Genomic DNA, 21,458 nt, shown 5'->3' with positions numbered 1-21,458 from the left:
CCAACTCCCGGGCACATTTAGCCCATCGCCCCAAGGCAATTAGCAGACCATGAACACCCTCGCAAAGTCCCCCAGTTTCGCTTTCGCTGCATCTGTTGTTGCGCCGCTCGCGCTCGTGCTGTCGGCATGCGGCAGCGAACCTGCCGTGCCGGTCGAACCGCCGCTTTACGGCGCGACCATCGGGGGCGAATTCGACCTTCAGAACACCAGTGGCGAGGCGGTGAAATGGGCCGACTTCAACGGCCAGTATCGGATCGTCTATTTCGGATACGCCTATTGCCCCGACATCTGCCCGACCGACGTGCAGCGCACGGTGCAGGGCCTCAACCAGTTCACCGATGAAAATCCTGAATTGGGTGAGCAGGTCCAGCCGATCTTCATCTCGGTCGACCCTGACCGCGACACGCCCGAAGTGGTCGAGGAATTCACAAATGCCTTTTCCGAGCGCTTGATCGGCCTCACCGGTTCGCCTGATCAGATTGCAGACGCTGCCAAGACTTTCGGCGTCTATTACACCAAGCTCGATAGCCCCTCGCCTGACACATACCTGATGGACCACTCGCGCACCGTGCTGCTGTTCGGCCCGCAGGGTGAGCCGCTGGCGCTGCTTCCCGCCGATCTTGGCGCGGATGCGGTTGCCGAGGAGCTCGGCAAATGGGTAACCTGATATGAGCGAGCCCACTTTGCGTGACGCTTTCTGGGAGCTGCCGCTCGATCAGCTCACGCGCGCTGAGTGGGAGGCCTTGTGTGATGGCTGCGGGCGCTGCTGCCTGCATAAGATCGAGGACGCCGATACCGGCGAGATCGAAGACACCAACGTTGCCTGCAAACTGCTCGATTGCAGCACCGCGCAGTGCAGCGACTATCGCAACCGCAAGGCCTTCGTGCCCGATTGCCTGCGCCTGACGCTTTCGATCGTCGAGGACGTGCCGTGGTTGCCCACCACCTGCGCCTATCGCCGCCGCGCGGCTGGACGCAAGTTGCCCGATTGGCACTACCTCATCAGCGGCGAGCGAGAGGCTGTTGTTCGCGCTGGCGTATCGGTTGCAGGACGCGTCATCAGTGAAGATGATGCAGGGCCGCTTGAGCATCACATCGTCGAATGGGGCCCGCCCAAGCAGACGGTGACAGTCGGCTTTGCTGCAACGGAGGAGGATTGAGTGATCGACTGGCTCAAACGCGCTCCGATCGATCCTGAGATCGAACTTGGCGGTGAGACAGTTCCGATCATCCTTCGCCGCCACGCCACCGCCAAACGCCTGACCCTGCGGCTCGCTCCTGACGGCAGCGAGGTGCGCATCACCCTGCCGCGCTGGGCGCGTTCGGCAGAGGCGATTGCCTTTGCTCACACGCGGCGCGATTGGCTGGCCGAACAACACGCCCGCGTGCCACGGCGCGAGACGCCGGGACCGGGTGGCATGCTGCTCTATCGCGGGGAGCCCAAAGCCATCGCGTGGCAAGAAACCGCAGCGCGGCGCCCGGTGCTTGATGAAAGCACGGTGCGCCTTGGCGGTCCGAAGGCGGGTCTGGAAGGCAGGCTGCGGCGCTGGCTCGAACGCGAGGCGCTGGCGCTGTTCGAGGCCGACATGCACGACTACACCGCCGCCGCCGCACTTGAACCTGTTCCAACAGCCCTTTCGCGCGCGCAAAAGCGCTGGGGCAGTTGTTCGGACAAATCGCGCATCCGCATCAACTGGCGGTTGGTGCAGGCGCCCGACTTCGTTCGCCGCTCGGTTGTCGCTCACGAAGTCGCGCATCTGGTCCATTTCGACCACAGCCCCGCCTTCCACGCGCTGCTGGGTGACATCTACGAAGGCAAGATCAACGAGGCGGACCGCTGGCTCAAGCAGAACGGGCGCAGCCTTTACGCCGCCTTCGGCTAACTCTCTGTATTTGCGTTAAGGTTTTGCACCCTCGGCCTAGGCGCAATCGCATAGGCTTTCGTTAACCCTGCTCAGTTAAATTGCAGTCATGTTTAGGGCATTCGCCTTGACCCTTGCGGCGGCCAGCCTTGCCGTCCCGGCGCTCATCGGAGCGGATGCACCCGTGCGCGCGCAGGGCAACTGCCCCAATTGCGACCTGCCTCCCGGCTGCCGCGGCAATGGCAACCAGCGTCCGCCTCCGGGTAACGGGAACGGCAACCGTAACCGCAATTGCCAGCGCATCACGATCACCATCGAAAGCGATATCGACTTTGGCCGCGTCGTCCTGCTCGGCAGCGGTGAGGCGCGGGTGCTGCTCGACCTCGAAAGCGGGCGCAAGACCGTTATCGGCGATGTCGACGATCTGGGCGGAATGCCGATCACGGGTCGCGCGATGATTCAGGGTGCACCTTTCGAAGAGGTCGTCATCAGTATCCCGAACGAGATCGGCATGCGCGACCCTAATGGCGGGACGGCGCGCGTGCGCGAATTCGTTACCGACCTCGACGGCTTTCCAAGGCTCGATTCCGATGGGCAGCTGGAGTTTCGTTTTTCCGGCACCCTCGTGATCGAGGCGGAGACCGACGCGAGCGGCAACCTGCGCGGACGCGTCCCGATCACTGTCGAATATCCGTAAGCCGCCCCGCCCGCCGGTCGCACTCCTCTGGCGCGCACCTCTGGCGCACACCTCTGGCGCTAAGCGCGCAGCTTCCCTATATTTCACCCCATCATGGGTGTTTTTCAAAAATCACGCTTCAATCCCAAGCCCGGGATTCTCGACTTCTGGAACGAGTTTCGGAAGCCCAATCCCTACCGCTGGCCGATCCTGGTGATGTCCTCTCTGCCGATCGCGGCGCTGATGTATTACCTCATTCAGGACCGCAATTACGTGACTCCCGAGCGTCCGCAGATCACTTACATCACCACGCTGGAAGAAGGGCGGAGCGATGAAGAGATCATCGCCTCGAACCTCGAAAATCAGGAGATCAAGAATCTGCGCGAAGCGGCAGAAGAGGATCTCGAGGCGCGAAAGCGTGACATCTACAAGGCGCTTGGCGCTGCCGCCGGCATGGACGTCGATGAGATCGACCGCCGGGGCCGCGCCGCCCGCGCTGCCGAAGAGGCCGAGCGCCGCGCAGAGCTCGACGCACTGATGGGCCGCGCGTCCGAGGGCGAAAGCGGCGAGAGCGACGAAGGGCCTGCGAGCGAGGCTCCCGGCGAAAGCCCGGCGTCATAGCGCCGCAAGACTTCACTGACAGCGAATGGATGGCCGCTACAGCGCGGCTGGCCGCACGTGCGCGTCCGATAGCTCGCCCCAACCCCGGCGTCGCCGCACTGCTGGTGCAGGGCAATTGCGTCATCGCGCGCGGCTGGACTCAAGGCGGTGGACGCCCGCACGCCGAAGCCATCGCGCTTGCTGGTATCGCCGAGGGCGGCGCGAAAGGCGCGACACTCTATGTCACGCTCGAGCCGTGCGCACATCAATCACAGCGCGGCCCCGCCTGCACCGACCTCGTGATCGCGGCGCGGCCCTCGCGCGTGGTCATAGGCCAGCTCGACCCCGACCCGCGCACCGCAGGCCTCGGCGCAAAACGCATTCAGCGCGCCGGGATCGCTGTGACGGTGCTTGACGATGATGTCGCGCGTGCCAGCCTTGCCGGATATCTCACGCGCGCTGCCCTCGGTCGTCCGCATGTGACCCTCAAACTCGCAATGAGCCTAGATGGAGCAATCGCGCTTGCCTCGGGCGCGAGCCAGTGGATTACGGGAGAGGCTGCCCGCGCACACGTCCATTCGCGCAGGGCACAGCACGATGCGATCCTTGTCGGAGGCGGCACTTGGCGTGCGGACAAGCCTCGTCTCGACGTACGCCTGCCCGGCCTCGAAGCGCGCAGCCCCGACCGGGTGCTGCTCACCCGCGGCGTCGCGCCCGATGGCGTCACCGTCATCAACGAGCCTGCGCAGATCGCCGCGCTCGACGGCGTGCAATATCTCTATGTCGAAGGCGGGGCAGGAGCGGCTGCGAGTTTCCTCGCCGAGGACATGGTCGACGAGCTTCACATCTACCGCGCCCCGATCCTGATCGGCAGCGGATTGCCCGCGCTTTCCGACATCGGCCTTGCCAGCCTTGCAGACGCGCACGGACGCTGGCGCCATTGTGAAAGCCGCCAGCTTGGCAGCGACACTTTCACGTCCTATCTGCGCACCCGATAGGAGACACGAATGTTCACCGGAATTGTGACCGCCATCGGCACCATCGCGAATGTCGACCAGCGCGGCGATATCCGCCTGCGGGTCAACGCCCCGCTCGACCCGGCGCGGATCGATATCGGCGCCTCGATTGCCTGTTCGGGCGTGTGCCTCACGGTCGTCGAACGCGGCGGCGAAAAGGGTGATGCCTGGTTCGATGTGGACGTGTCGGGAGAGACCGTCAGCCGAACCTATGCCGGCATGTGGAACGAGGGCGCGCGCATCAATATCGAGCCATCTTTGCGCGTCGGAGATGAGCTGGGCGGTCACATCGTCACCGGCCATGTCGACTCTGTCGGCACGGTGGTGAAGGCCGAAGAGGTTGGCGACAGCTGGCGCATCGCGATCCGGGCGCGCGCTGAAATGTCGCCTTTCATTGCGGAAAAAGGCTCGATCACGGTTAACGGCGTCTCGCTCACCGTCAACGACGTGCGCGATCGCAGTGACGGGACTTGCGACTTCATGCTTAACATCATCCCGCACACTGCCGAAGTCACGACGCTCGGCGACCTCAAGGAAGGCGACGAGGTCAATCTCGAGATCGACGTGCTCGCCCGCTACCTGAAGCGGATGCAGGGCCTCGCCGCCACGCGCTAAGCCTGCGACCGAGCGCACAAACAAAGGGGCCCGCACCATCATGGCGCGGGCCCCTTCGGTGTTTCAGTTGAGATCTGGCGATCAGGGAATGTTCTGGTTCACCACCACCGAGTTCATCGTACCGGCCTGGTCGACCCGGCTGAAGTTGCCGGTGCCGTCCTGATTGACCGTCGCCATGTTCGACGTGCCGTCCTGCAGGATGATCGAAGTGTTGAGCAGGCCATCCTGATTGAGCTCGGCCTCGTTGGTCGTGCCCGACTGGACGATGCGCGAGAAGCCTTCGTCGCCGTCCTGATTGACGTCGGCGAGGTTTTCGAGACCGCCGGCATTCTGGATGACGTTGCTCACGTTCTCGTTGCCGATCTGGTCGACGAAGGCGGTGTCATCGGTCCCCGACTGGGTCACGCGCGAGATATTCTCGTCACCCACCTGATTGACGCGCACCGAAAGGCTGAAGAAGTCCTCAGCGATCCCGTCCTGCGTAACGATTGAGCGGTTGTCGTTGCCTGTCTGGATCGACTCGATCCGAGAAAGGCCGTCGACATCAATGATGCTGGAAGCCTGCATGCCGTTATAGATGTTGCCGTTCCCGCTCTGGGTGACGTTCGTCTCCATGTTGGTGCCGCTTTGCAGGCTGATAAGGCGGTTCTCATCACCCGTCTGGGTAAAGAAACCAATCGCCGACTCGCCGGTCTGATCGATGTTGTTGACGTTCTCGTTACCGGTCTGACGGACCAACGCGAACGGGCTGGCGGCAAAGATTCCTCCAACGCCATCCGGCAGGTTATTGGTGTATCCGCCGCTCAAAGCTGACGCGATACCGGCGCTCTGGAGGACGTTTGAACGGTTGCCGTTACCGCCTTCCTGAACAACGTTGACACCGGCAGTGCCGAACCCATCGGGCGAGGACTGCTCGATGACCGAAACCTGCCCTGAGTCCTGCTGGCGGACGAAGGCAAAGTTGTCATCGCCGGTCTGCGTGATGCGAGAAGTCGAGTCGCTCGAATTCTGGTCGACATCAGCAAAACCAAGCGTGCCCGTCTGGGTCAGGCGCGAGATGTTGGTGAAGCCGTTCTGGCCGATGCGGCCCTCGTTGTCCGACCCACCTTGCGTTGCGCGGGCGTTGTTGCCGTCGCCGTTGAACTGGTTGATCTGGTAGAAATTGTCAGTGCCGGACTGGTCGACAAAGCTGAAGTTGTCGCTGCTGGTCTGGTCGCTGTCGATCTCGCCGTTGCTGCCGCTTTGCAGGATGCGGGTTTCGTTGGTGAAGCCGGTCTGCAGAACGTCGGTGTCGTTATTATCGCCCGACTGGAACACGCGCGATGTGTGCTCATCGCCGGTCTGGTCGACGAAAACCGCCTGAACAGTACCGGACTGATCGACGAGGCTGAAATTGTCGCCGTTGATGGCTACCGGAGCGAGCGCATCGCGGGTCTGGTTCACCGTGACCGTGCTGCCCGCATCTGCGGTCTGCGTGACTTCGGAGGTGTTGAACCCTTCGGCCCCGTCCTGGTTGACTTCGACGAAGGAGTCCGCGCCCGATTGGGTCACGTCGGAGAAATTGTCGTCACCGTCCTGCACGACGTCGGTGCTGTTGTTGGAGCCGCTTTGGACGATGAAGGACTGGTTTCGCTCGCCTGTCTGGAACACGCCGAGCTCGGCATCGCTCGTGCCAACCGGGTTGTTGTCGTATGCGGGCAAGCCGACCCTGTTGTCGCTGCCTTCCTGGTCGACGAACGAGAAGTTGCCGTCGCCTTCCTGGCGCACACCAATCGTGTTGTCATTCCCTCCCTGGAAGATGAGCGAGAGGCTGGAGCCGTCCTGATAGACCTCGGAAAGGATCGAGTCGCCATCCTGCGCGATGCCCGATTGTGCACCGCCAGCGATCTGGAAGACCTCGGCGTTTTCCTCTTCGCCGCTTTGCGTAACCACGCTGTCGGCATCGATCGTGTCAACGCGCTGGCGAACGCGAACACGGCCGCGGATACCGGTCTGGTCCACGATTGAGCCGGTCAGCGAACCCTCGCCGCCACCAATGCCTCGTTGCCGCACATTCGCGCGGTTCTGAGGACCGCCGCCTGCATTGATCTGGGTTATCGTGGAAAGCACATCCACCGAAGTTGCTGTCTGGTTCAGCGTAGCGCGGTTGTCGCCGGTCTGGTCGATCTCGGAAATGCCGCCCGTGCCGCTTTGCGTGACGGTGGCTTCGTTGGAGATGTTATCGGCGCTGCGGGTGGTGCCGTCCTGCGTGATGGTGGAATCGTTGTCGGTGCCGGTCTGTTCGACATCGGCATCGTTTTCCTCGCCGCTTTGGACGATCACGCTGACATTGTTCGGCACAGCCTGAGCGTGAGCCGCGCCAGCAAAAGCAAGCGATGCTGCACCAAGCGCTGCGACGGACGCAGTGGTCCTGAATAGAGTTTTCATCAATTTTCCCCCTGCCGGCCAGTCCTCAGAATTGAGGCTCAAATGAAAGCCAGCCCAAAGCGCGAAGAGCACCCCTCTCCGCTAACTGCATGGTTACTACCATTTTAACTGATTGATTGAAAGCGGAACCTCCCGCCTGTCACGCCGCATAAGAAAAGGGCGGGCCATCGCGGCCCGCCCCTCTCTGAGTTCGCTTTAATCAGCGTTCGCGTCTTAGCGGCTTGCCTGACGCTCGTCGTCAAGGCCATCGACGCTCTTCGATACGAGCACGTTGACGGCGACGCGGCGGTTCTGGGCCTTGCCGTAAGCGGTCGTGTTGTCCGCTGCCGGGTCAGCTTCGGCCATGCCGGTTGGCGACAGCATCCGCCACGGCTTCCAGCCGCACTGCTGCTGAAGAAAGTTCACCACGCTGCCTGCACGGCGTTCGCTCAGACGCTGGTTCACTTCCTGGCTGCCGGTCGAATCGGTGTAGCCAACAACCAGCAGAAGCGCATTGTCGGTCGCTTCGGCCTGTGCAGCGGCGTTGCACAGTTCTGCGCGAGCCTGCTGCGAGAGGTTGTGACGACCGGTGTCGAAATAGACATTGGTGGTCGACTTGATGTTGTACTGGTCGATGTCGCCGAAACGTCCACGCAGTGCCTCGGTGGCAGCAGCGTTCTTCTCGATACCGGCGGTGTTTTCACCGATTGCCATTTCGTTGTCGGCAAAGCGCTGGTTGGTGCCCGAGCGGATCATCTCGGCGGTCTCAAGATCGCCGTCCGAGAAACGCACGTCCGAGGCAACAAGGCCGCCGTCCCACTGACGGGTCGCGACCTTTACCGGCAGACCGTTCAGCAGCGCATCGGCGCCCAGCGTTTCGCGGCCAAGGCCAAGAAAGCCGCCACGCGCCTTGATCGTGGTCTCTTCCGTTACGGTAACGACCGTGCTGGTGCCATCGGCGCTGGTCACCTGGACCCGGTTGCCGCGGCGTGCGGAAATGAAGCCTTCGATATCCGGGCCTTCGACCATGGTGTCGAGAGCAGGAATTTCCGGCGCATAAACTGTGGTGAGAACTTCGCTGTCCTGTGCGGCTTCCTGAGCCATGGCAGGCATGCCGAACGGCATCGCAGCAAGCGCTACGAGCGCAAGAGTGGTTTTCGTAGTTGTTTTCATTCTTTCAGCTCCTTCAAGCAGCATCCACCGCGATACGAACCCGAAAGCAGGCGGTTGTTCTTGCCTGCCCCTGTTTGCGAATACTCGCATACGCCATAAGCGCGACCCACGGATTGCATCACCGGCTTGTAAGAGCCCCCTTTGAAACGAGGTTAACGGACCCGAGATCGCTCACGTCCGACCAGCACGCTCATCGTGCAGGTGGCGGCGATCTGTCGCTACGATCCTTGCACGTCAATGAATAGACAAGTCAGAATGCACGCAGCCGTGGTTGGCCTGTGATCGGGATACGGTGAGTTGAGGCAATGGACGCAAAAAGGGCGCGAGAGATGTCGATCACTCGCGCCCTTCATGATGCAGGTGGACCGGCCGGTGCAAAAGCCAAAACCCACTCTGGGACATCCTGTCAGCCGTTAGCTGGCTGGCTGAACGCGCATTACATCGTCTGCGTAACGTTCATTACGTGGCCACTGCCTTCCTGATCGATGGTCATCGTCAGGTTGTCGCCCATCTGGGTGAAGATGATCGAGTTGTTGCCGCCCGCCGTGGTCAGGTTCTGGTTCAGCGTGAGCGAGTTGTTGTTCCCGATCTGGTTGCCTTCGGCATAGTTGTTGTCGCCGCCGACTCCAGCGCCATTGACGAAGCCCTGATCGATGAACAGCGAGTTGCCGTCGCCCTGCTGATTGCCGACGGCTTCGTTGAGCGTGCCGTTCTGGCCGATCGCGACGAGGTTGCCCGAACCGTTCTGCGAAATGGTCGCAGTGTTAGTGCCTGCGCCTGCGATGTCGCCTTGCACGACGAAAGCCACGTTGGTGAGGTCTTCCTGCTCGATGAAGGCCACGTTGTCGTCGCTGAACTGGAAGACGTCAGCGTCGTTGCCGCCGCCGGTGGTGTTCAGGTTCTGGTTGATGGTTGCCGAGTTGCCAGCGCCCGGCTGCACGATGAAGGCATTGTTGGAGCTGCCATCGACACCGGCGCCTCCGCCAAGGCCCTGGTCGACGAACGCGGTGTTGCCGTCGCCGCTTTGGTTGACGGCTGCGAAGTTGGTCGCCGAGTTCTGGCCGATAGCCGAAAGGTTGTCTGCACCGGTCTGGCGGATCGATGCTTCATTGCCGCCAAGGCCGCCAAGGTCACCTTGAATGATGAAAGCCTGGTTGTTGGTAGAGCCGCCACCGATCTGGAGCGCGGTTGCAATCTGACCGTCGCCTGCCTGGCTGATCTCAATCGAGTTGAGAGCGTCTTCGACCTGTTCGATCGTGACGTCATGGTTCGTGCCGGTCTGGTCGACGTCGACATTGGCCTGAGCCAGTGCAGGCGAAGCTGCGGCAAGTGCGACTGCCGAAATACCGGCGTAAGCGAGTTTGTTCATTCTGGACCCTTCCCTGAGCGGTTCCACTCGGATTGAAAAATGTGGTGCGCGAGGTCACGCAGGGAAGGTCTTGGGTCGCGTTCGCCTAATAATTGGTCGTACAAGATGGTGGAGGGCGCATTAACCAAGCGGTCTTTCGCCCGGTGACCCTAGGGATTCTGCGTATTTCAGGGGGTTAGAGCGTCAAGCACCCTCGGCACAATCCGGCTAACCACGCCGCGCGGGCTTGCCCGATCGCGTTCTACCAGAGCGGCTCGCCGGGGTGATTCCCGGGCGAACGGGTGCTCTTAATTGCGTACAGGCGTTTCCAGCGGGTGGTGAGTTCACCGATTACGGTCGACTCAATCAGCGATACAAAGCGCATTCCTGCAACCTTGTTCTGAGACCACGCGACACAGGCGGCCTGCGCATCAAGCCCGGCGAAACGCACATGGAATGTGTCGCCGACCCTCAGAGGCCCCGCCTCAAGCACGCGGATACGGCAGCCACGTTCGCTGATGTCGATCAGCGTGCCGTTAAACTGCTCACCTTCGGCGTCCTTGATCGACGCGGCGATTGAAACCGGACGGCGCGGCCATTCACGGTCGGTGTATTCCGACGGCTTCCTCAATTGCTGATGCATGTAATCGTTTCCCCATTGCCGAGCCCGGATATGACCAACATGTGAAAAAGCACTTAAGGCTAATCGCCTGTTCCGTAACGCAAACGACCGATTGCTCGCTTTCCTACACGGGGTGAATTGTGCCTTGGTGTCGGCCATGACACGTGTTCCTTCCCGCAGGCGGCGCAATTCGCGACGACATCCTCCGGCCTTCACCCCGGTAAAGCTGCGCTCAAGGCGCGGCGGGTGGACCCCCGAGATACAGTGCGCGTTCCTTGCACACCTCTATCTGACCGGCTGCGTCGCTGCCGCCTCGCGCGCGGTTGGGCGAAGCCGCGAGAGCGCCTATCGGCTGCGCCAGCGCGAGGGCGCCGAAAGCTTTGCTCGCGCCTGGGACAAGGTGCTCGATGGACGCTGCGCACCCGTCGTGGACTGGGTCGCAGATCGGCGGGGCGAAGATTGGCGGAAAGTCACACTTCCTACACTCAGATGGCGCGTAGAGATCGGTCTGTGGCGCCCCATAATCTATCGCGGAAAGATGCGCGGGATCGCCCGAAAACCTGACGATACTGCGCTTTTGCGGCTACTCACGCGGCTCGATGCAAGGGTTGCCGGGATCGAGGAAGGTGCCTTGTGAGCCCTCGCCCGCGTTTTTCCAAACGCCCCTTTGCGCGGTCCACCGCGACCTCACTGCGCCGCAAGCGGACCCGTCGCAAAGCCCTCGCGATCAATCACGTAGAAGACGTGCGGCTGGTCCGAACCCGCCATGCCGCGATTCTCGGTCCGCTCGGTCATTCGGCCGCCGATCTTCTCCATCGCTTTTCGCGAACGGATGTTGTCCGCCCCGACGGCAAAGCGACACTGAGCAACGCCTTGAAGCGCATGGCCGATCATCAGCCGCTTCATCTCGCGATTGGCCGCCCCGCCCCACTGGGACCGTGCAAGAAACGTCCAGCCAATCTCGATCGAACCGCCATCCGCCTCTTCAAGCCCCTGATAGCGAGAGGAGCCGATGACTTTGCCGGTAGCCTTGTCGATCACGACGAGAGCGCCCTCATTTGCGAGCGCATCGTCAAAGAAGGTTCGGAACACTGGTTCGCGCCAGCGATCATGCGCCGGGTGCACTACCCAGATCAGCGGATCGGACGCGACCGCGAAAAGCGCTTCCCAATCATCTTGGCGCAGGGGCCTCAGCTGCAGGCTCGGACCTTCGAGTGTTGGCTGGCGGTCGAGCAATCGCGGCCTCTCAGCCCGTCACGTCAGCGATGGCGCCGATGAACTTGTCGATGTTGTCCATCGTCAGGCCCGCAACGTTGATGCGGCCAGACCCGGCCATGTAGATGCCGTGATCCTCGCGAAGCGCCTGCACCTGCTCCTTGCTGATCGGAAGCACCGAGAACAGGCCATTCTGAATGCCAAGCGGCGCAAGGTCGACGCTGCCGGCAACGCCAGCTTTGGCGAGGTAATCGCGCACCTGCCGCATCCGCGCGCGCATCTGGTCGAGCTCGTCGAGCCATTGCTGCGTCATCTCTGGATCGCGCAGGATCACGCGCACGGCAGCCGCTCCATGGTCGGGCGGCATCGACCAGCTCGCGCGGGCCAGCGCGTTGGCATTCGAGAACGCCTTGTCGAGCGTGTCGGTGCCTTCAGGACCGGACTTGGACATGATGTAGAATGCACCCACGCGGTCGCGGTACATGCCGAAGTTCTTGTCGCAGCTGTAAGCGATGAACGCCTCGGGCACCTTGGCAAGCACGCTGCGAAGACCCGCGACGTCCTCATCAAGCCCGTGACCCAGCCCGTGATAGGCGGTGTCGATAATCGGGAACGTGCCGCTCTCAACCAGCGCATCGCCAATCGCGTCCCACTGATCGGCGGTGTAGTCGATCCCCGTCGGATTGTGGCAGCAGCCATGCAGGAGCACGCCTTCGCCGGGGCCTGCGCTCTTGATCGCAGCAAGCACCGCGTCGATGTTAGCCGTGCCGTCAGGGTTCGCATGATCGAAAGCGACCCATTCAAGGTCGATATCGCCGAAGATCTGAGCATGGTTGGGCCAACTTGGCGTTCCCATGTGAAGCCTGGTCATGCCGGCTGCCTGCGCCAAGGCCGCCGCAAGGCGAACCGCGCCGGTGCCGCCCGGTGTCTGCATGCCCTGAATGCGCCCGCCCATCGTCGGGTCTTCGCCGAAAATGTACGGTTTGAGAGCGTTGACGAAGCCCATATCGCCTTCCGGACCGAGATAGGACTTGGAATCCTGGTTCTCGACCAGCCATTTCTCAGCCGCCTTGATCGCTCCGAAGACAGGGGTCGCGCCCTGCCCCGTGCGGTAGACACCGACGCCAAGGTCGATCTTGTCGGGCCGTTCGTCGGCAGCGTGGAGCTTGATCAGCGCAAGCAGCGCATCGGGCGATTGGGGTTCGAGATTGTCGAGCATGATGGCGCATGCTCTGACGCAGGTGCGCGCCGTGCGCAACCACCTTTCGAACCATGTTGCCCGCCGCCGCGCTTAAGCACGGTCAGCCTCGGGCGATGTGCAACCTCAGAAGGGCAACCAGCGTTGCTTCTCAGAGAAACGCATATAGCCCGCATTGACGCCCAGCCTGAGGCCGGCACCGATGCGGATCGGAATCAGCACGACATCGCCGCGCCGCATGTAGCTCGCATGAAGGCCGCCCACGAAATAGGCCTGGCCTTCGCCTGCGGGATAGCGGCGGAAGATGTCCTGCGTGTCATACAGGTTGTAAACGAGAACGAAGGTGTTGCCCGCATTCGCTCCGGCATCGAAGCCAAGCGAGGGGCCGGTCCAGTAGACCTTGCGCTGGCCTTCGACCTTGTGATGGAGTGTGCCCGAACCGTAACGGGCACCGAAGATGAAGGCACCGCCCGCTTCGCGCCCGACGATGTAGCCATTGGGCTCGCCCTGCTTGCGAAGCAGATCCTCGATCATTCCGGCAAGGCCTTGTGCGCCTTTGCCGAACACGCCTTCGGCAGCGCCGATCAGATCGTCTTCGGCAAAGGTCCCAGAATTGGCTTCCTGTGCGCCTGCGACCTGTTCGCCGGGAACCGGATCGGTCCATTCGGGAACCGGCTCGCCCTCTTGCGCGGTGGCGACGTCGCCATCGGAATAGTCGGCAAACTCACCCTCGAAACCGGCCTGCTCTTCGGTCTGAAGCGGCTCTGCTGTCTGAGGCGCTTCGCGAAGGCTGGGATCGGCAAGATCGGCGTCGATTGCACCGGAGCCTCCACCAGAGCCCTGAGCGGTCGTCTCGAACGCTTCATCGGGATCGAAGCTCTCGACATCCTGCGCGGCCGCCGGTGCGAGCACCAGCATCGCAGCGGCGAACATCGCGGCGCCCGAGCGACTGATGCGCGCGAGTGGGGAAAGCGGCGAGGCTTGCTCGCCAGTGCTGTGGCCAGTCTTAAGGGTCGTCAGGGGCGTGTCCTTGCGCATCGTAAACCTCTCTCGCATCGCAGCCGCCGCACTCTTGCATGGGCAAGCAGAGTCTTAATCAGCTGTCACGGCAATCGAGCGGCGACGGACCGAATCGAAAACGCGACGAAGCGAGTCGATAAGAGCCTTGCGATGAATCGCAGATGGCCGGGTAGAGTGGTGCCCCTCAGGAATGACGCGTAAGACGCTTCGCAGGCGGTGCACACATTCGCCGCAAATCTCTTGCCATTGGCCCTTGCCGGTCATGCGAAGCGCGACTATAGCGCGCGGCTCGCAGCCAATCTGAAGGCCAGCGTCAGCGGAGACGTGGGTGAGTGGCTGAAACCAGTTCCCTGCTAAGGAACCATACCTACTACGGGTATCGAGGGTTCGAATCCCTCCGTCTCCGCCACCTTTTCCAACCGCCTCCATCCGCGCACCGGCCAGCAGCAGTCCGTCGTAGGCGGCGCTTGGCGAGGGTGAATTGCCCGCATTCTCAACCGATTCACGGTCCTACAACCCGCAATATGCGGAATGAAAGTTGGCACCATTTCGGTTCTTGTACCATTTCATAACCGGTCTCGGTCTACTAACGTCTCAGCTAAATGCCGAAACGTGTGAGGCCTTCTAGGTGAGTATCCAAAGCTCTATCCATCCTGTCATCCTTTGCGGTGGCGGCGGAACGCGCCTTTGGCCCGTGAGCAAGCAAGCTTTGCCCAAGCCGTTTTTGCCGCTGATTGGTGAGCGAACGCTGTTCCAGCAAAGCATCGACAGGGTGTCTGGCCGTCCCAACTTTGCCAAACCGACAGTGGTTGCGGGGGAGGCGCATCACGGCCTCATCGCCGATCAGGCATCTGGCGACATCCGGATCGTCATTGAACCCTGCGCGCGCAATACGGCGGCCGCGATAGCGATAGCCGCGCACAGCCTGTCACCCGATGACATCATGCTGGTCTGCCCAAGCGATCACCACATCTCGGACGAAAGTACATTCCACTCCGCTGCGATGGCCGCCGCGCGCCTTGCTTCGCAGGATTGGCTCGTATCTCTGGCTATCGAGCCGACCGGCCCGGCCACGGGCTACGGATATCTGCAGACAGGTGAAGCACTGGGCGGTGGCAATCGAATTGGCCGATTCGTCGAAAAGCCCGATCTCGAAACCGCGAAACGCTTTCTCGCTTCGGGGAACTACAGCTGGAACGCGGGGATCTTTGCTTTCCGCGCGGGATTTCTGCTGGACGAGCTGAACAGCCACCGGCCGGAAATGGCAGCGCTGGTCGCCGAGAGTTTCCGAAAAGGCCAGAAAACCGATACCACGTTCCGCCCCGCCCCCTCGCCATTTGAGCAGATTGCCGGAGAGTCGATCGACTATGCGGTCATGGAAAACACGTCGCGCGCAGCGATGGTTGCGGCCGATATGGGATGGTCCGACATTGGCGACTGGGACTCGCTCGCAAAGGCGATTTGCGAAGACGCGGGCCGGGCAAACGAGGACGGCAACGTAGCAAAAGGAAGGGCCGATTTCCTCGATAGTGAAGGCGTTCTCACGTTTTCTGATGGGCCACGTGTCTCGGTGGTAGGGCTCGAGAATATCTGTGTAGTGGTCGATGGCGACGAGGTGCTCGTGACCTCTCGCGATCAGGCGCAGCTGGTGGGCAAGCTTCCCGGCGCATCTTCGAAAGGTGGAGCCAAGTGTCGCTGAAGACCCGCCATCTTAGCACCCGCATGGTTGAAAAAGTTTGGGGCTGCGACGTGCTCCCGGCCCCGTTTTCGGCGCCTGACGGCTCGCGCATCGGCGAAATCTGGTTCGAACCGCCCGAAGAAATGGCCGAGGTTCTCGTCAAGTTCCTGTTCACCTCGCAAAAGCTGTCTGTCCAAGTTCATCCGTCTCAGAATGACGCCCTCCCTGATGAGGCTGGCAAGGATGAATGCTGGGTGGTTATCGCAGCTCAGGATGAGGCGAAACTTGCGGTCGGCTTCAAAAACGAAGTTACGCGCGAAGAAATCGAACGCGCCGCGATTGACGGTTCAATCGAGGAGATGCTGGTGTGGCATCCCGCCAAGGAGGGGGACATCTTCTACCTCCCGGCAGGCACCGTGCACGCCATCGGCCCCGGCCTTACGCTGGTCGAGGTGCAGCAAACCAGTTCCACGACCTTCAGGCTTTACGATTACGGACGACCGCGCGAACTCCATCTGGAGCGCGCTGTGGCGGTCGCCAACGGCTCCCCGCACAAGGCAGACTTGCGCAGCCATGTCTCCGAGCGCGGGGAAAGGCTCATCGACGGGCCCTTCTTCCGGATTGACAGGATTGAAGGTCGTCCGAGCGAAACGATGCTTAATTCACACGACACGCCGCTTTTGGTGCTCCCTCTGATGGGCACGGTCGGTGCCAACGACCGAGGCACAACCATAGCACCTGGCGAATGCGGTCTTGCGCCTAATCTTGCCTCTCTGGACTTCCGCGACGCCGATTGCACGCTGCTGGTTTCCTCGCGCAAAGACGCCTGACCTCAGCCAGCGCAGTCCATTAGAATATGGACGTTGGGGTGGTTGATTTGCGGGCTAATGCTTCGATCATCCCTATTGACCCTCACCCGCGATGCTGCGAAGCGCACGCCGGCAATCTTGGTCGCATTTACTTAGGAAGTTGCAGTGAATTCCCAGCCTAGAAAAGGCATCATCCTCGCTGGCGGTTCGGGCACCCGGCTCTATCCGCTTACGAAGGGCGTATCGAAGCAATTGATGCCGGTCTTCGATAAACCGATGATATACTATCCGCTCAGCACTTTGATGCTGGCTGGCATACGCGACATCCTGATCATCACGACTCCCGAAGATGCTGCTCAATTCAAGCGGGTGCTTGGCGATGGGTCAGACTTCGGGGTAAACCTAAGCTATGCACAGCAGCCTAAACCAGAGGGGCTGGCGCAGGCATTCCACATCGGCGCAGACTTCGTTCGCGGCGGGCCGAGCGCGCTGATTCTGGGTGACAACATCTTCTACGGGCACGGGCTACCGGAGCTTTTGGGTAACGCAGACGCGCGCGAGAGTGGCGCAAGCGTATTTGCCTACCGCGTCACCGACCCCGAAGCCTTTGGCGTGGTCGAGTTCGATAGCGAAGGCACGGCGATCTCGATCGAGGAAAAGCCCGAGGTCCCCAAGTCGAACTACGCTGTCACCGGGCTCTACTTCTATGACGAAACTGTCGTCGACCGTGCTCGCGATCTTGCCCCCTCTGCGCGCGGCGAGCTTGAGATTACCGATCTCAACCGCCTCTATCTCGACGAAGGCTCTATGTCGGTGGAGATCATGGGCAGAGGATTTGCCTGGCTCGACACAGGCACGCACGCCTCGCTTCTCGATGCAGCGACCTATGTGCGCATCACCGAGGAGCGCCAAGGCCTCAAGATTGCCTGCCCAGAGGAAATCGCATGGCGCCAGGGCTTCATCGACGATGCGCGCCTCGAAGAGATCGCGCAGCCGCTGCGCAAGTCCGGCTATGGCGAATACCTGCTCGGCTTGCTCGATCAGCCCGCAATCGGTTGAGCAGCAGTTCGATGCAAATCACCAAGACAGAAATCGACGGCCCGCTGATCATCGAACCCAAAGTGTTCGGCGATGAGCGCGGCTTCTTCATGGAAAGCTGGAACGCGCAAGCATTTGCCGACGCCGGGCTCGACATCGCTTTTGTGCAGGACAATCACTCGCGCTCGCAAAAGGGCGTGCTGCGCGGAATGCATTTTCAGAATCCGGGGCCGCAAGGCAAACTGGTCCGTGTCGTCAGCGGCGCTGTTTTCGATGTCGCTGTGGACCTGAGGCGTTCTTCGCCGACATTCGGGAAATGGGTCGGGGTTGAATTGTCAGCGCAGAACAAGCGAATGTTCTGGGTACCGCAGGGTTTTGCCCATGGGTTCCTGACGCTCGAAGACAACACCGACTTCCTCTACAAATGCGACGCGCCATACGCTCCGCAAACGGAGCATTCGCTAGCATGGGACGATCCGGAAGTCGGGATCCAATGGCCGACAGATGGCCTGGAAGTTCAGCTGTCGTCGAAAGACCGCGAAGGCAAGTCACTTGGTGAAGTGGAGGCGTTCGCGTGAGGGTTCTCATAACAGGCGCCAAGGGGCAGCTCGGTCGGGGTCTCGTTGCCAGCGCCCCTGCCGAGGCAGACGTGGAAGCCGTCGATATCGATGAGTGCGATCTGACCGATGCGGACGCCATTGGCGATCTCGTCACCACAATCGAGCCCGATATTGTCATCAATGCAGCCGCCTATACAGCGGTCGATAAGGCCGAGAGCGACGAAGAGACGGCACGCGCGATCAATTCTGGCGCGGTGAAAGCGATTGTCGATGCGCATGACGGCAAGCTCGTACACGTCTCGACCGATTTCGTGTTCGACGGTCGGAGCTCGCGCGCATATCAGCCGGATGACACTCGCGCTCCCATCTCCGCCTATGGCCGCACCAAGGCGGAGGGCGAGGATCATTTGCGGGAAAGCGACATCCTTGTCCGGACCGCATGGGTCTACACGGCAGGAGGAACGAACTTCGTGCGAACGATGCTCCGATTGATGCGCGACAAGCCTGCTTTGAACGTCGTTTCCGACCAGATTGGCGCTCCTACCTGGGCACCAGGCCTTGCTGCCACGATCTGGGGCCTTTTGGACAAAGATGCCAGCGGCACATTCCACCATTCTGATGCCGGAACCGCGAGCTGGTACGATTTTGCCGTCGCGATCCAGGAAGAGGCCCTCGCTCTCGGCCTGCTCGATGCGGCCATCCCAATCACGCCCATCACCACCGCCGACTACCCCACCCCGGCAGCGCGCCCGGCATTCTCGCTGCTCGACAGCAGCAAGACCCGCGCCCTGCTCCAGGATGGTCATACTCATTGGCGGGTAAACCTGCGGCAGATGCTGCGCGAGGAGAAGACACTTGGCTAACCTGCTCGTCACCGGAGGCGCTGGCTTCATCGGTGGCAATTTCGTTCACTACTGGGCTGACAAACATCCGGAAGATGCGATCGTCGTCCTCGACGCTCTGACCTATGCAGGCAATCGCTCGACCATTGAGGGCGTCGAACAGGCTGATCTGATCGAAGGCGACATTCGCGATCAGGAACTCGTCGAAAAACTGCTTCGTGAGCGCGAAATCGCGACCATCGTGCATTTTGCCGCCGAAAGCCATGTCGACCGTTCAATCTCTGGTCCCGATGCATTCATCGACACTAACATTCTTGGGACGAACAGCCTGCTCAAAGCCGCGCGCGCGGTCTGGCTTGATGGCGACGGGATGGAGCACCGCTTCCATCACATCTCCACCGACGAGGTGTATGGATCGCTCGGCGCCGATGACCCCGCATTCAGCGAAACCACGCCCTATGCGCCCAACTCGCCTTATTCGGCATCGAAGGCATCGTCCGATCACCTCGTGCGCGCCTATCACCACACGTTCGGGCTGGATGTGACGACCACCAATTGCTCGAACAATTACGGACCATACCAGTATCCTGAAAAGCTGATACCGCTGTTCTTGCTCAACGCATTGTCGGGGAAGAGCCTGCCGATCTACGGTGACGGCATGAACGTGCGCGACTGGCTCCATGTAGAGGACCACTGCCGCGGGATCGAGGCCTGCCTTTCGAAAGGTGTGCCCGGCGAGACCTATAATATCGGCGGCGGTGAAGAATTGCCGAACATGGCAGTCATCGACGCCATTTGTGCGGAGGTCGATCGAGCCTTCGAAGAGGTCGATGGTCTTGCCGAACGCTATCCCGACGCGCCAGCTGCGAACGGGAAGCCTACCAGCAAGCTCAAAACCTTCGTCACCGACCGCGCGGGTCACGACCGTCGTTACGCAATCGACGAAACAAAGGCCCGCGGCGACCTTGGATACGCAGCCGAGCGCACTTTTGCCGAAGGCTTGCACCAGACCTTGCGCTGGTATCTTGCCAACGAGGATTGGTGGCAACCGTTGCTCAATCGGTAGAGCCACCTGCTAGCTCGCAGCCGTTTCAGCATCCGTGTTATTATTGGGCACTGAAACGCCTAACTCCGACAAATGCCGAACTCTTTGCCACTTCCTCAATCCAAATTGCGCTCCGCGAGGATGCTTCGCCTCCAAGTGCATGCCGAGGCATTTGTATCGCAGCCCGGCTCGTACGCGCGCTGCGTATGGTGGCGTCTTGTCGGCAAGCGGCTTCGTGCGCGCATGAAGCTCGCACAATTGCTCGGCGGTACGTCGCGCGCCTATGATTTGTGGCAAGCGCAAGAACAGCGAGAGAATGGCTTAAGGCATTCAAACCACGCACCTGCCGTCATTGCGTTGGTCAGACCTGGACCCGGTGAAGACAGAACGCTTGCCAGTCTGGACTTGGCCGGGATTCAAGCAAGTATTCTCGACGGCGACTTACGAGAGGCACTCGCAAACCTTGAACGTGAGTTTAGCGAAGGCTGGCTGCTCCTTATACAAGCAGGAGACTGCGTGAGCGAGGCAGCCGGCGATGCTTATCGCCTTGCCATTTCGCTTACCGAACCAACAACGCATGTCATTTATGCCGACGACGATCTCATCAATGTAGAGGGTCGCCGGCATTCGCCGCATTTCAAGCCGGACTGGAACAGCGAGATGTTTCGGCATTTCGACTATGTCTCTGACTCGGCAATCTTCAGATTAAGCGCGCTCAATTTGCCCTCTTTGGCCGCATCGCCTTTCCAGGACGCTTTGAAACTGAGCCAGCGAGACGGCGGAGAGATCGTTCATCTCCCGAAAGTCCTGCACCATCGCCGGTCGCGCAAGGCACCTACTCTCCCCTTGCCGCCAATTCAGCCCGATCCTGCGAGCGAATTGCCTAGCGTCAGCGTGCTCGTTCCCACACGCAACCGCCTCGACCTTTTGGAGACGTGTCTCGAAGGTCTCAAGGCCACGAGATATCCTGGGTCCTGCGAGATTATCATTATCGACAACGGCAGCGATGATCCCGCAACGATCGAATACCTCGCAAATATCGATCCAGGCTTCGCGCGCGTCATACCCTTTGCAGGCGCTTTCAACTTTGCAGCAATTAACAACAGCGCCGCACGCGAAGCGAAAGGCAAGCTGCTTTGCTTTCTCAACAATGATATCGAGATCACCGATCCCAGTTGGCTGGCGATCATGGCGCAGCAGGCTGTGCGCGAAGAGGTCGGCGCGGTCGGCGCACAATTGCTGTATCCCGATGGCCGGATTCAGCATGCCGGTGTGGTGCTCGGCATTGGTGGAGCTGCCGCTCATGCGCATCGCCTCCTGCAGCCTTCAAAAACAGGCTACTTCCATCGCCACAAGCTGCCACAATTCGTGAGCGCGGTGACGGCTGCTTGCCTTGTCGTAGAACGAGCGAAGTTTGAAGCTGTCGGAGGCTTTGACGAAGAGCATTTTGCGGTGTCATTCAACGATGTGGATCTGTGCCTGAAATTGCGCGCAAAAGGCTGGAAGAGCCTCTATGAACCCCGCGCGAGGCTCGTGCATCACGAGTCGATATCGCGCGGCCTTGATCGCGACGCGCTCGGTGCAGCGCGTCAAGCACGCGAAGTTGCCAATCTGCAAGAGAAGTGGCGCACCCAACTTGCTTCCGGCGGCGAAGGGGAAGGAGCGCACAACCCCGACCCATATCATCACCCAGAACTCAGCCGGCTGAGCGAACAATTTGTTGTGAGGCTTTGAA

22 protein-coding genes and 1 tRNA gene are annotated in these 21,458 nt (G+C 61.0%); 16 read left to right on the top strand and 7 right to left on the bottom strand.

Going from position 1 to position 21,458, the window contains the following annotated elements; genetic code table 11:
* Positions 1-49: 49 nt before the first annotated feature.
* From NAP1_RS15395 to NAP1_RS15365, 7 genes are all read left to right on the top strand, one after another.
* Positions 50-667 (top strand): SCO family protein, encoded by a 618-nt coding sequence (locus NAP1_RS15395; protein ID WP_007166255.1) that lies wholly within the window; start codon positions 50-52, stop codon positions 665-667.
* A 1-nt stretch (position 668) separates the two neighbouring features.
* Complete coding sequence (locus NAP1_RS15390) at positions 669-1,160, top strand: YcgN family cysteine cluster protein (RefSeq protein ID WP_007166254.1); 492 nt, start codon at positions 669-671, stop codon at positions 1,158-1,160.
* Complete coding sequence (locus NAP1_RS15385; RefSeq protein ID WP_007166253.1) at positions 1,161-1,883, top strand: M48 family metallopeptidase; 723 nt, start codon at positions 1,161-1,163, stop codon at positions 1,881-1,883. It begins immediately after the preceding gene.
* A 106-nt stretch (positions 1,884-1,989) separates the two neighbouring features.
* Positions 1,990-2,559 (top strand): DUF4402 domain-containing protein, encoded by a 570-nt coding sequence (locus tag NAP1_RS15380; RefSeq protein ID WP_162013493.1) that lies wholly within the window; start codon positions 1,990-1,992, stop codon positions 2,557-2,559.
* Positions 2,560-2,652: 93 nt separating this feature from the next.
* Positions 2,653-3,159, top strand: a complete 507-nt coding sequence (locus NAP1_RS15375) for a hypothetical protein (protein ID WP_007166251.1) — start codon at positions 2,653-2,655, stop codon at positions 3,157-3,159.
* Between the two features lie 29 nt (positions 3,160-3,188).
* Positions 3,189-4,136 carry a bifunctional diaminohydroxyphosphoribosylaminopyrimidine deaminase/5-amino-6-(5-phosphoribosylamino)uracil reductase RibD gene (gene ribD, locus NAP1_RS15370; protein WP_007166250.1) on the top strand — a complete coding sequence of 316 codons (948 nt, stop codon included), beginning with the start codon at positions 3,189-3,191 and terminating at the stop codon, positions 4,134-4,136.
* 9 nt (positions 4,137-4,145) lie between these two features.
* The gene (locus NAP1_RS15365) at positions 4,146-4,769 is read left to right on the top strand and encodes a riboflavin synthase (RefSeq protein WP_007166249.1); all 624 of its coding nucleotides are present in this window, start codon (positions 4,146-4,148) and stop codon (positions 4,767-4,769) included.
* Between the two features lie 81 nt (positions 4,770-4,850).
* On the opposite strand, the gene NAP1_RS15360 is transcribed toward NAP1_RS15365, so the two are convergent.
* The 4 genes from NAP1_RS15360 to NAP1_RS15345 form a co-directional block, all read right to left on the bottom strand.
* Positions 4,851-7,196, bottom strand: coding sequence for a hypothetical protein (locus tag NAP1_RS15360; RefSeq protein ID WP_040464545.1), 2,346 nt, complete (start codon positions 7,194-7,196; stop codon positions 4,851-4,853).
* A gap of 213 nt (positions 7,197-7,409) precedes the next feature.
* Positions 7,410-8,348, bottom strand: a complete 939-nt coding sequence (locus NAP1_RS15355; protein ID WP_040465149.1) for an OmpA family protein — start codon at positions 8,346-8,348, stop codon at positions 7,410-7,412.
* 436 nt (positions 8,349-8,784) lie between these two features.
* Entirely contained in the window at positions 8,785-9,717 is a 933-nt protein-coding gene (locus NAP1_RS15350) for a hypothetical protein (RefSeq protein ID WP_007166246.1), read from the bottom strand.
* 241 nt (positions 9,718-9,958) lie between these two features.
* On the bottom strand, positions 9,959-10,477 hold the full coding sequence (locus NAP1_RS15345) for a PilZ domain-containing protein (protein WP_083776317.1): 519 nt from the start codon (positions 10,475-10,477) through the stop codon (positions 9,959-9,961).
* Between NAP1_RS15345 and NAP1_RS15340 the strand changes: the two genes are divergently transcribed.
* The gene (locus NAP1_RS15340; protein ID WP_007166244.1) at positions 10,476-10,955 is read left to right on the top strand and encodes a hypothetical protein; all 480 of its coding nucleotides are present in this window, start codon (positions 10,476-10,478) and stop codon (positions 10,953-10,955) included. The genes NAP1_RS15345 and NAP1_RS15340 overlap by 2 nt on opposite strands.
* A gap of 50 nt (positions 10,956-11,005) precedes the next feature.
* On the opposite strand, the gene NAP1_RS15335 is transcribed toward NAP1_RS15340, so the two are convergent.
* The 3 genes from NAP1_RS15335 to NAP1_RS15325 form a co-directional block, all read right to left on the bottom strand.
* The gene (locus NAP1_RS15335) at positions 11,006-11,554 is read right to left on the bottom strand and encodes a GNAT family N-acetyltransferase (RefSeq protein WP_007166243.1); all 549 of its coding nucleotides are present in this window, start codon (positions 11,552-11,554) and stop codon (positions 11,006-11,008) included.
* A 10-nt stretch (positions 11,555-11,564) separates the two neighbouring features.
* Positions 11,565-12,752, bottom strand: coding sequence for an aromatic amino acid transaminase (locus NAP1_RS15330; protein WP_007166242.1), 1,188 nt, complete (start codon positions 12,750-12,752; stop codon positions 11,565-11,567).
* A gap of 105 nt (positions 12,753-12,857) precedes the next feature.
* Complete coding sequence (locus NAP1_RS15325; RefSeq protein ID WP_007166240.1) at positions 12,858-13,769, bottom strand: DUF1134 domain-containing protein; 912 nt, start codon at positions 13,767-13,769, stop codon at positions 12,858-12,860.
* 300 nt (positions 13,770-14,069) lie between these two features.
* Here NAP1_RS15325 and NAP1_RS15315 point away from each other — a divergent pair.
* The 8 genes from NAP1_RS15315 (at position 14,070) to NAP1_RS15280 (ending at position 21,457) form a co-directional block, all read left to right on the top strand.
* Positions 14,070-14,160, top strand: a tRNA-Ser gene (locus NAP1_RS15315).
* A 225-nt stretch (positions 14,161-14,385) separates the two neighbouring features.
* Complete coding sequence (locus tag NAP1_RS15310) at positions 14,386-15,450, top strand: mannose-1-phosphate guanylyltransferase (RefSeq protein ID WP_040465146.1); 1,065 nt, start codon at positions 14,386-14,388, stop codon at positions 15,448-15,450.
* 23 nt (positions 15,451-15,473) lie between these two features.
* On the top strand, positions 15,474-16,259 hold the full coding sequence (locus NAP1_RS15305) for a class I mannose-6-phosphate isomerase (RefSeq protein ID WP_007166238.1): 786 nt from the start codon (positions 15,474-15,476) through the stop codon (positions 16,257-16,259).
* A 144-nt stretch (positions 16,260-16,403) separates the two neighbouring features.
* Positions 16,404-17,297, top strand: coding sequence for a glucose-1-phosphate thymidylyltransferase RfbA (gene rfbA / locus NAP1_RS15300; protein ID WP_007166237.1), 894 nt, complete (start codon positions 16,404-16,406; stop codon positions 17,295-17,297).
* Between the two features lie 11 nt (positions 17,298-17,308).
* Positions 17,309-17,854 (top strand): dTDP-4-dehydrorhamnose 3,5-epimerase, encoded by a 546-nt coding sequence (gene rfbC / locus NAP1_RS15295; protein ID WP_007166236.1) that lies wholly within the window; start codon positions 17,309-17,311, stop codon positions 17,852-17,854.
* Positions 17,851-18,699: a dTDP-4-dehydrorhamnose reductase gene (gene rfbD / locus NAP1_RS15290; RefSeq protein ID WP_007166235.1), complete on the top strand. Its 849-nt coding sequence runs from the start codon at positions 17,851-17,853 to the stop codon at positions 18,697-18,699. The genes rfbC and rfbD overlap by 4 nt, the downstream gene beginning before the upstream one ends.
* Positions 18,692-19,744 (top strand): dTDP-glucose 4,6-dehydratase, encoded by a 1,053-nt coding sequence (gene rfbB / locus NAP1_RS15285; protein WP_007166234.1) that lies wholly within the window; start codon positions 18,692-18,694, stop codon positions 19,742-19,744. The genes rfbD and rfbB overlap by 8 nt, the downstream gene beginning before the upstream one ends.
* Before the next feature lie 495 nt (positions 19,745-20,239).
* Positions 20,240-21,457, top strand: coding sequence for a glycosyltransferase (locus tag NAP1_RS15280; RefSeq protein WP_241761229.1), 1,218 nt, complete (start codon positions 20,240-20,242; stop codon positions 21,455-21,457).
* Position 21,458: the final 1 nt, after the last annotated feature.

The sequence above is a fragment of the Erythrobacter sp. NAP1 genome, from assembly GCF_000152865.1.
GTDB lineage: Bacteria > Pseudomonadota > Alphaproteobacteria > Sphingomonadales > Sphingomonadaceae > Erythrobacter.
Note: the sequence above shows the minus strand (reverse complement) of the source record. Positions and strands in the feature narration are given on the sequence as shown.

Coding starts and splice junctions, on each gene's coding strand:
- NAP1_RS15395 (WP_007166255.1), top strand. CDS start 50: ATGAACACCCTCGCAAAGTCCCCCAGTTTCGCTTTCGCTGCATCTGTT.
- NAP1_RS15390 (WP_007166254.1), top strand. CDS start 669: ATGAGCGAGCCCACTTTGCGTGACGCTTTCTGGGAGCTGCCGCTCGAT.
- NAP1_RS15375 (WP_007166251.1), top strand. CDS start 2,653: ATGGGTGTTTTTCAAAAATCACGCTTCAATCCCAAGCCCGGGATTCTC.
- ribD (WP_007166250.1), top strand. CDS start 3,189: ATGGCCGCTACAGCGCGGCTGGCCGCACGTGCGCGTCCGATAGCTCGC.
- NAP1_RS15365 (WP_007166249.1), top strand. CDS start 4,146: ATGTTCACCGGAATTGTGACCGCCATCGGCACCATCGCGAATGTCGAC.
- NAP1_RS15360 (WP_040464545.1), bottom strand. CDS start 7,196: ATGAAAACTCTATTCAGGACCACTGCGTCCGTCGCAGCGCTTGGTGCA.
- NAP1_RS15355 (WP_040465149.1), bottom strand. CDS start 8,348: ATGAAAACAACTACGAAAACCACTCTTGCGCTCGTAGCGCTTGCTGCG.
- NAP1_RS15350 (WP_007166246.1), bottom strand. CDS start 9,717: ATGAACAAACTCGCTTACGCCGGTATTTCGGCAGTCGCACTTGCCGCA.
- NAP1_RS15340 (WP_007166244.1), top strand. CDS start 10,476: ATGACACGTGTTCCTTCCCGCAGGCGGCGCAATTCGCGACGACATCCT.
- NAP1_RS15345 (WP_083776317.1), bottom strand. CDS start 10,477: ATGGCCGACACCAAGGCACAATTCACCCCGTGTAGGAAAGCGAGCAAT.
- NAP1_RS15330 (WP_007166242.1), bottom strand. CDS start 12,752: ATGCTCGACAATCTCGAACCCCAATCGCCCGATGCGCTGCTTGCGCTG.
- NAP1_RS15325 (WP_007166240.1), bottom strand. CDS start 13,769: ATGCGCAAGGACACGCCCCTGACGACCCTTAAGACTGGCCACAGCACT.
- NAP1_RS15305 (WP_007166238.1), top strand. CDS start 15,474: ATGGTTGAAAAAGTTTGGGGCTGCGACGTGCTCCCGGCCCCGTTTTCG.
- rfbC (WP_007166236.1), top strand. CDS start 17,309: ATGCAAATCACCAAGACAGAAATCGACGGCCCGCTGATCATCGAACCC.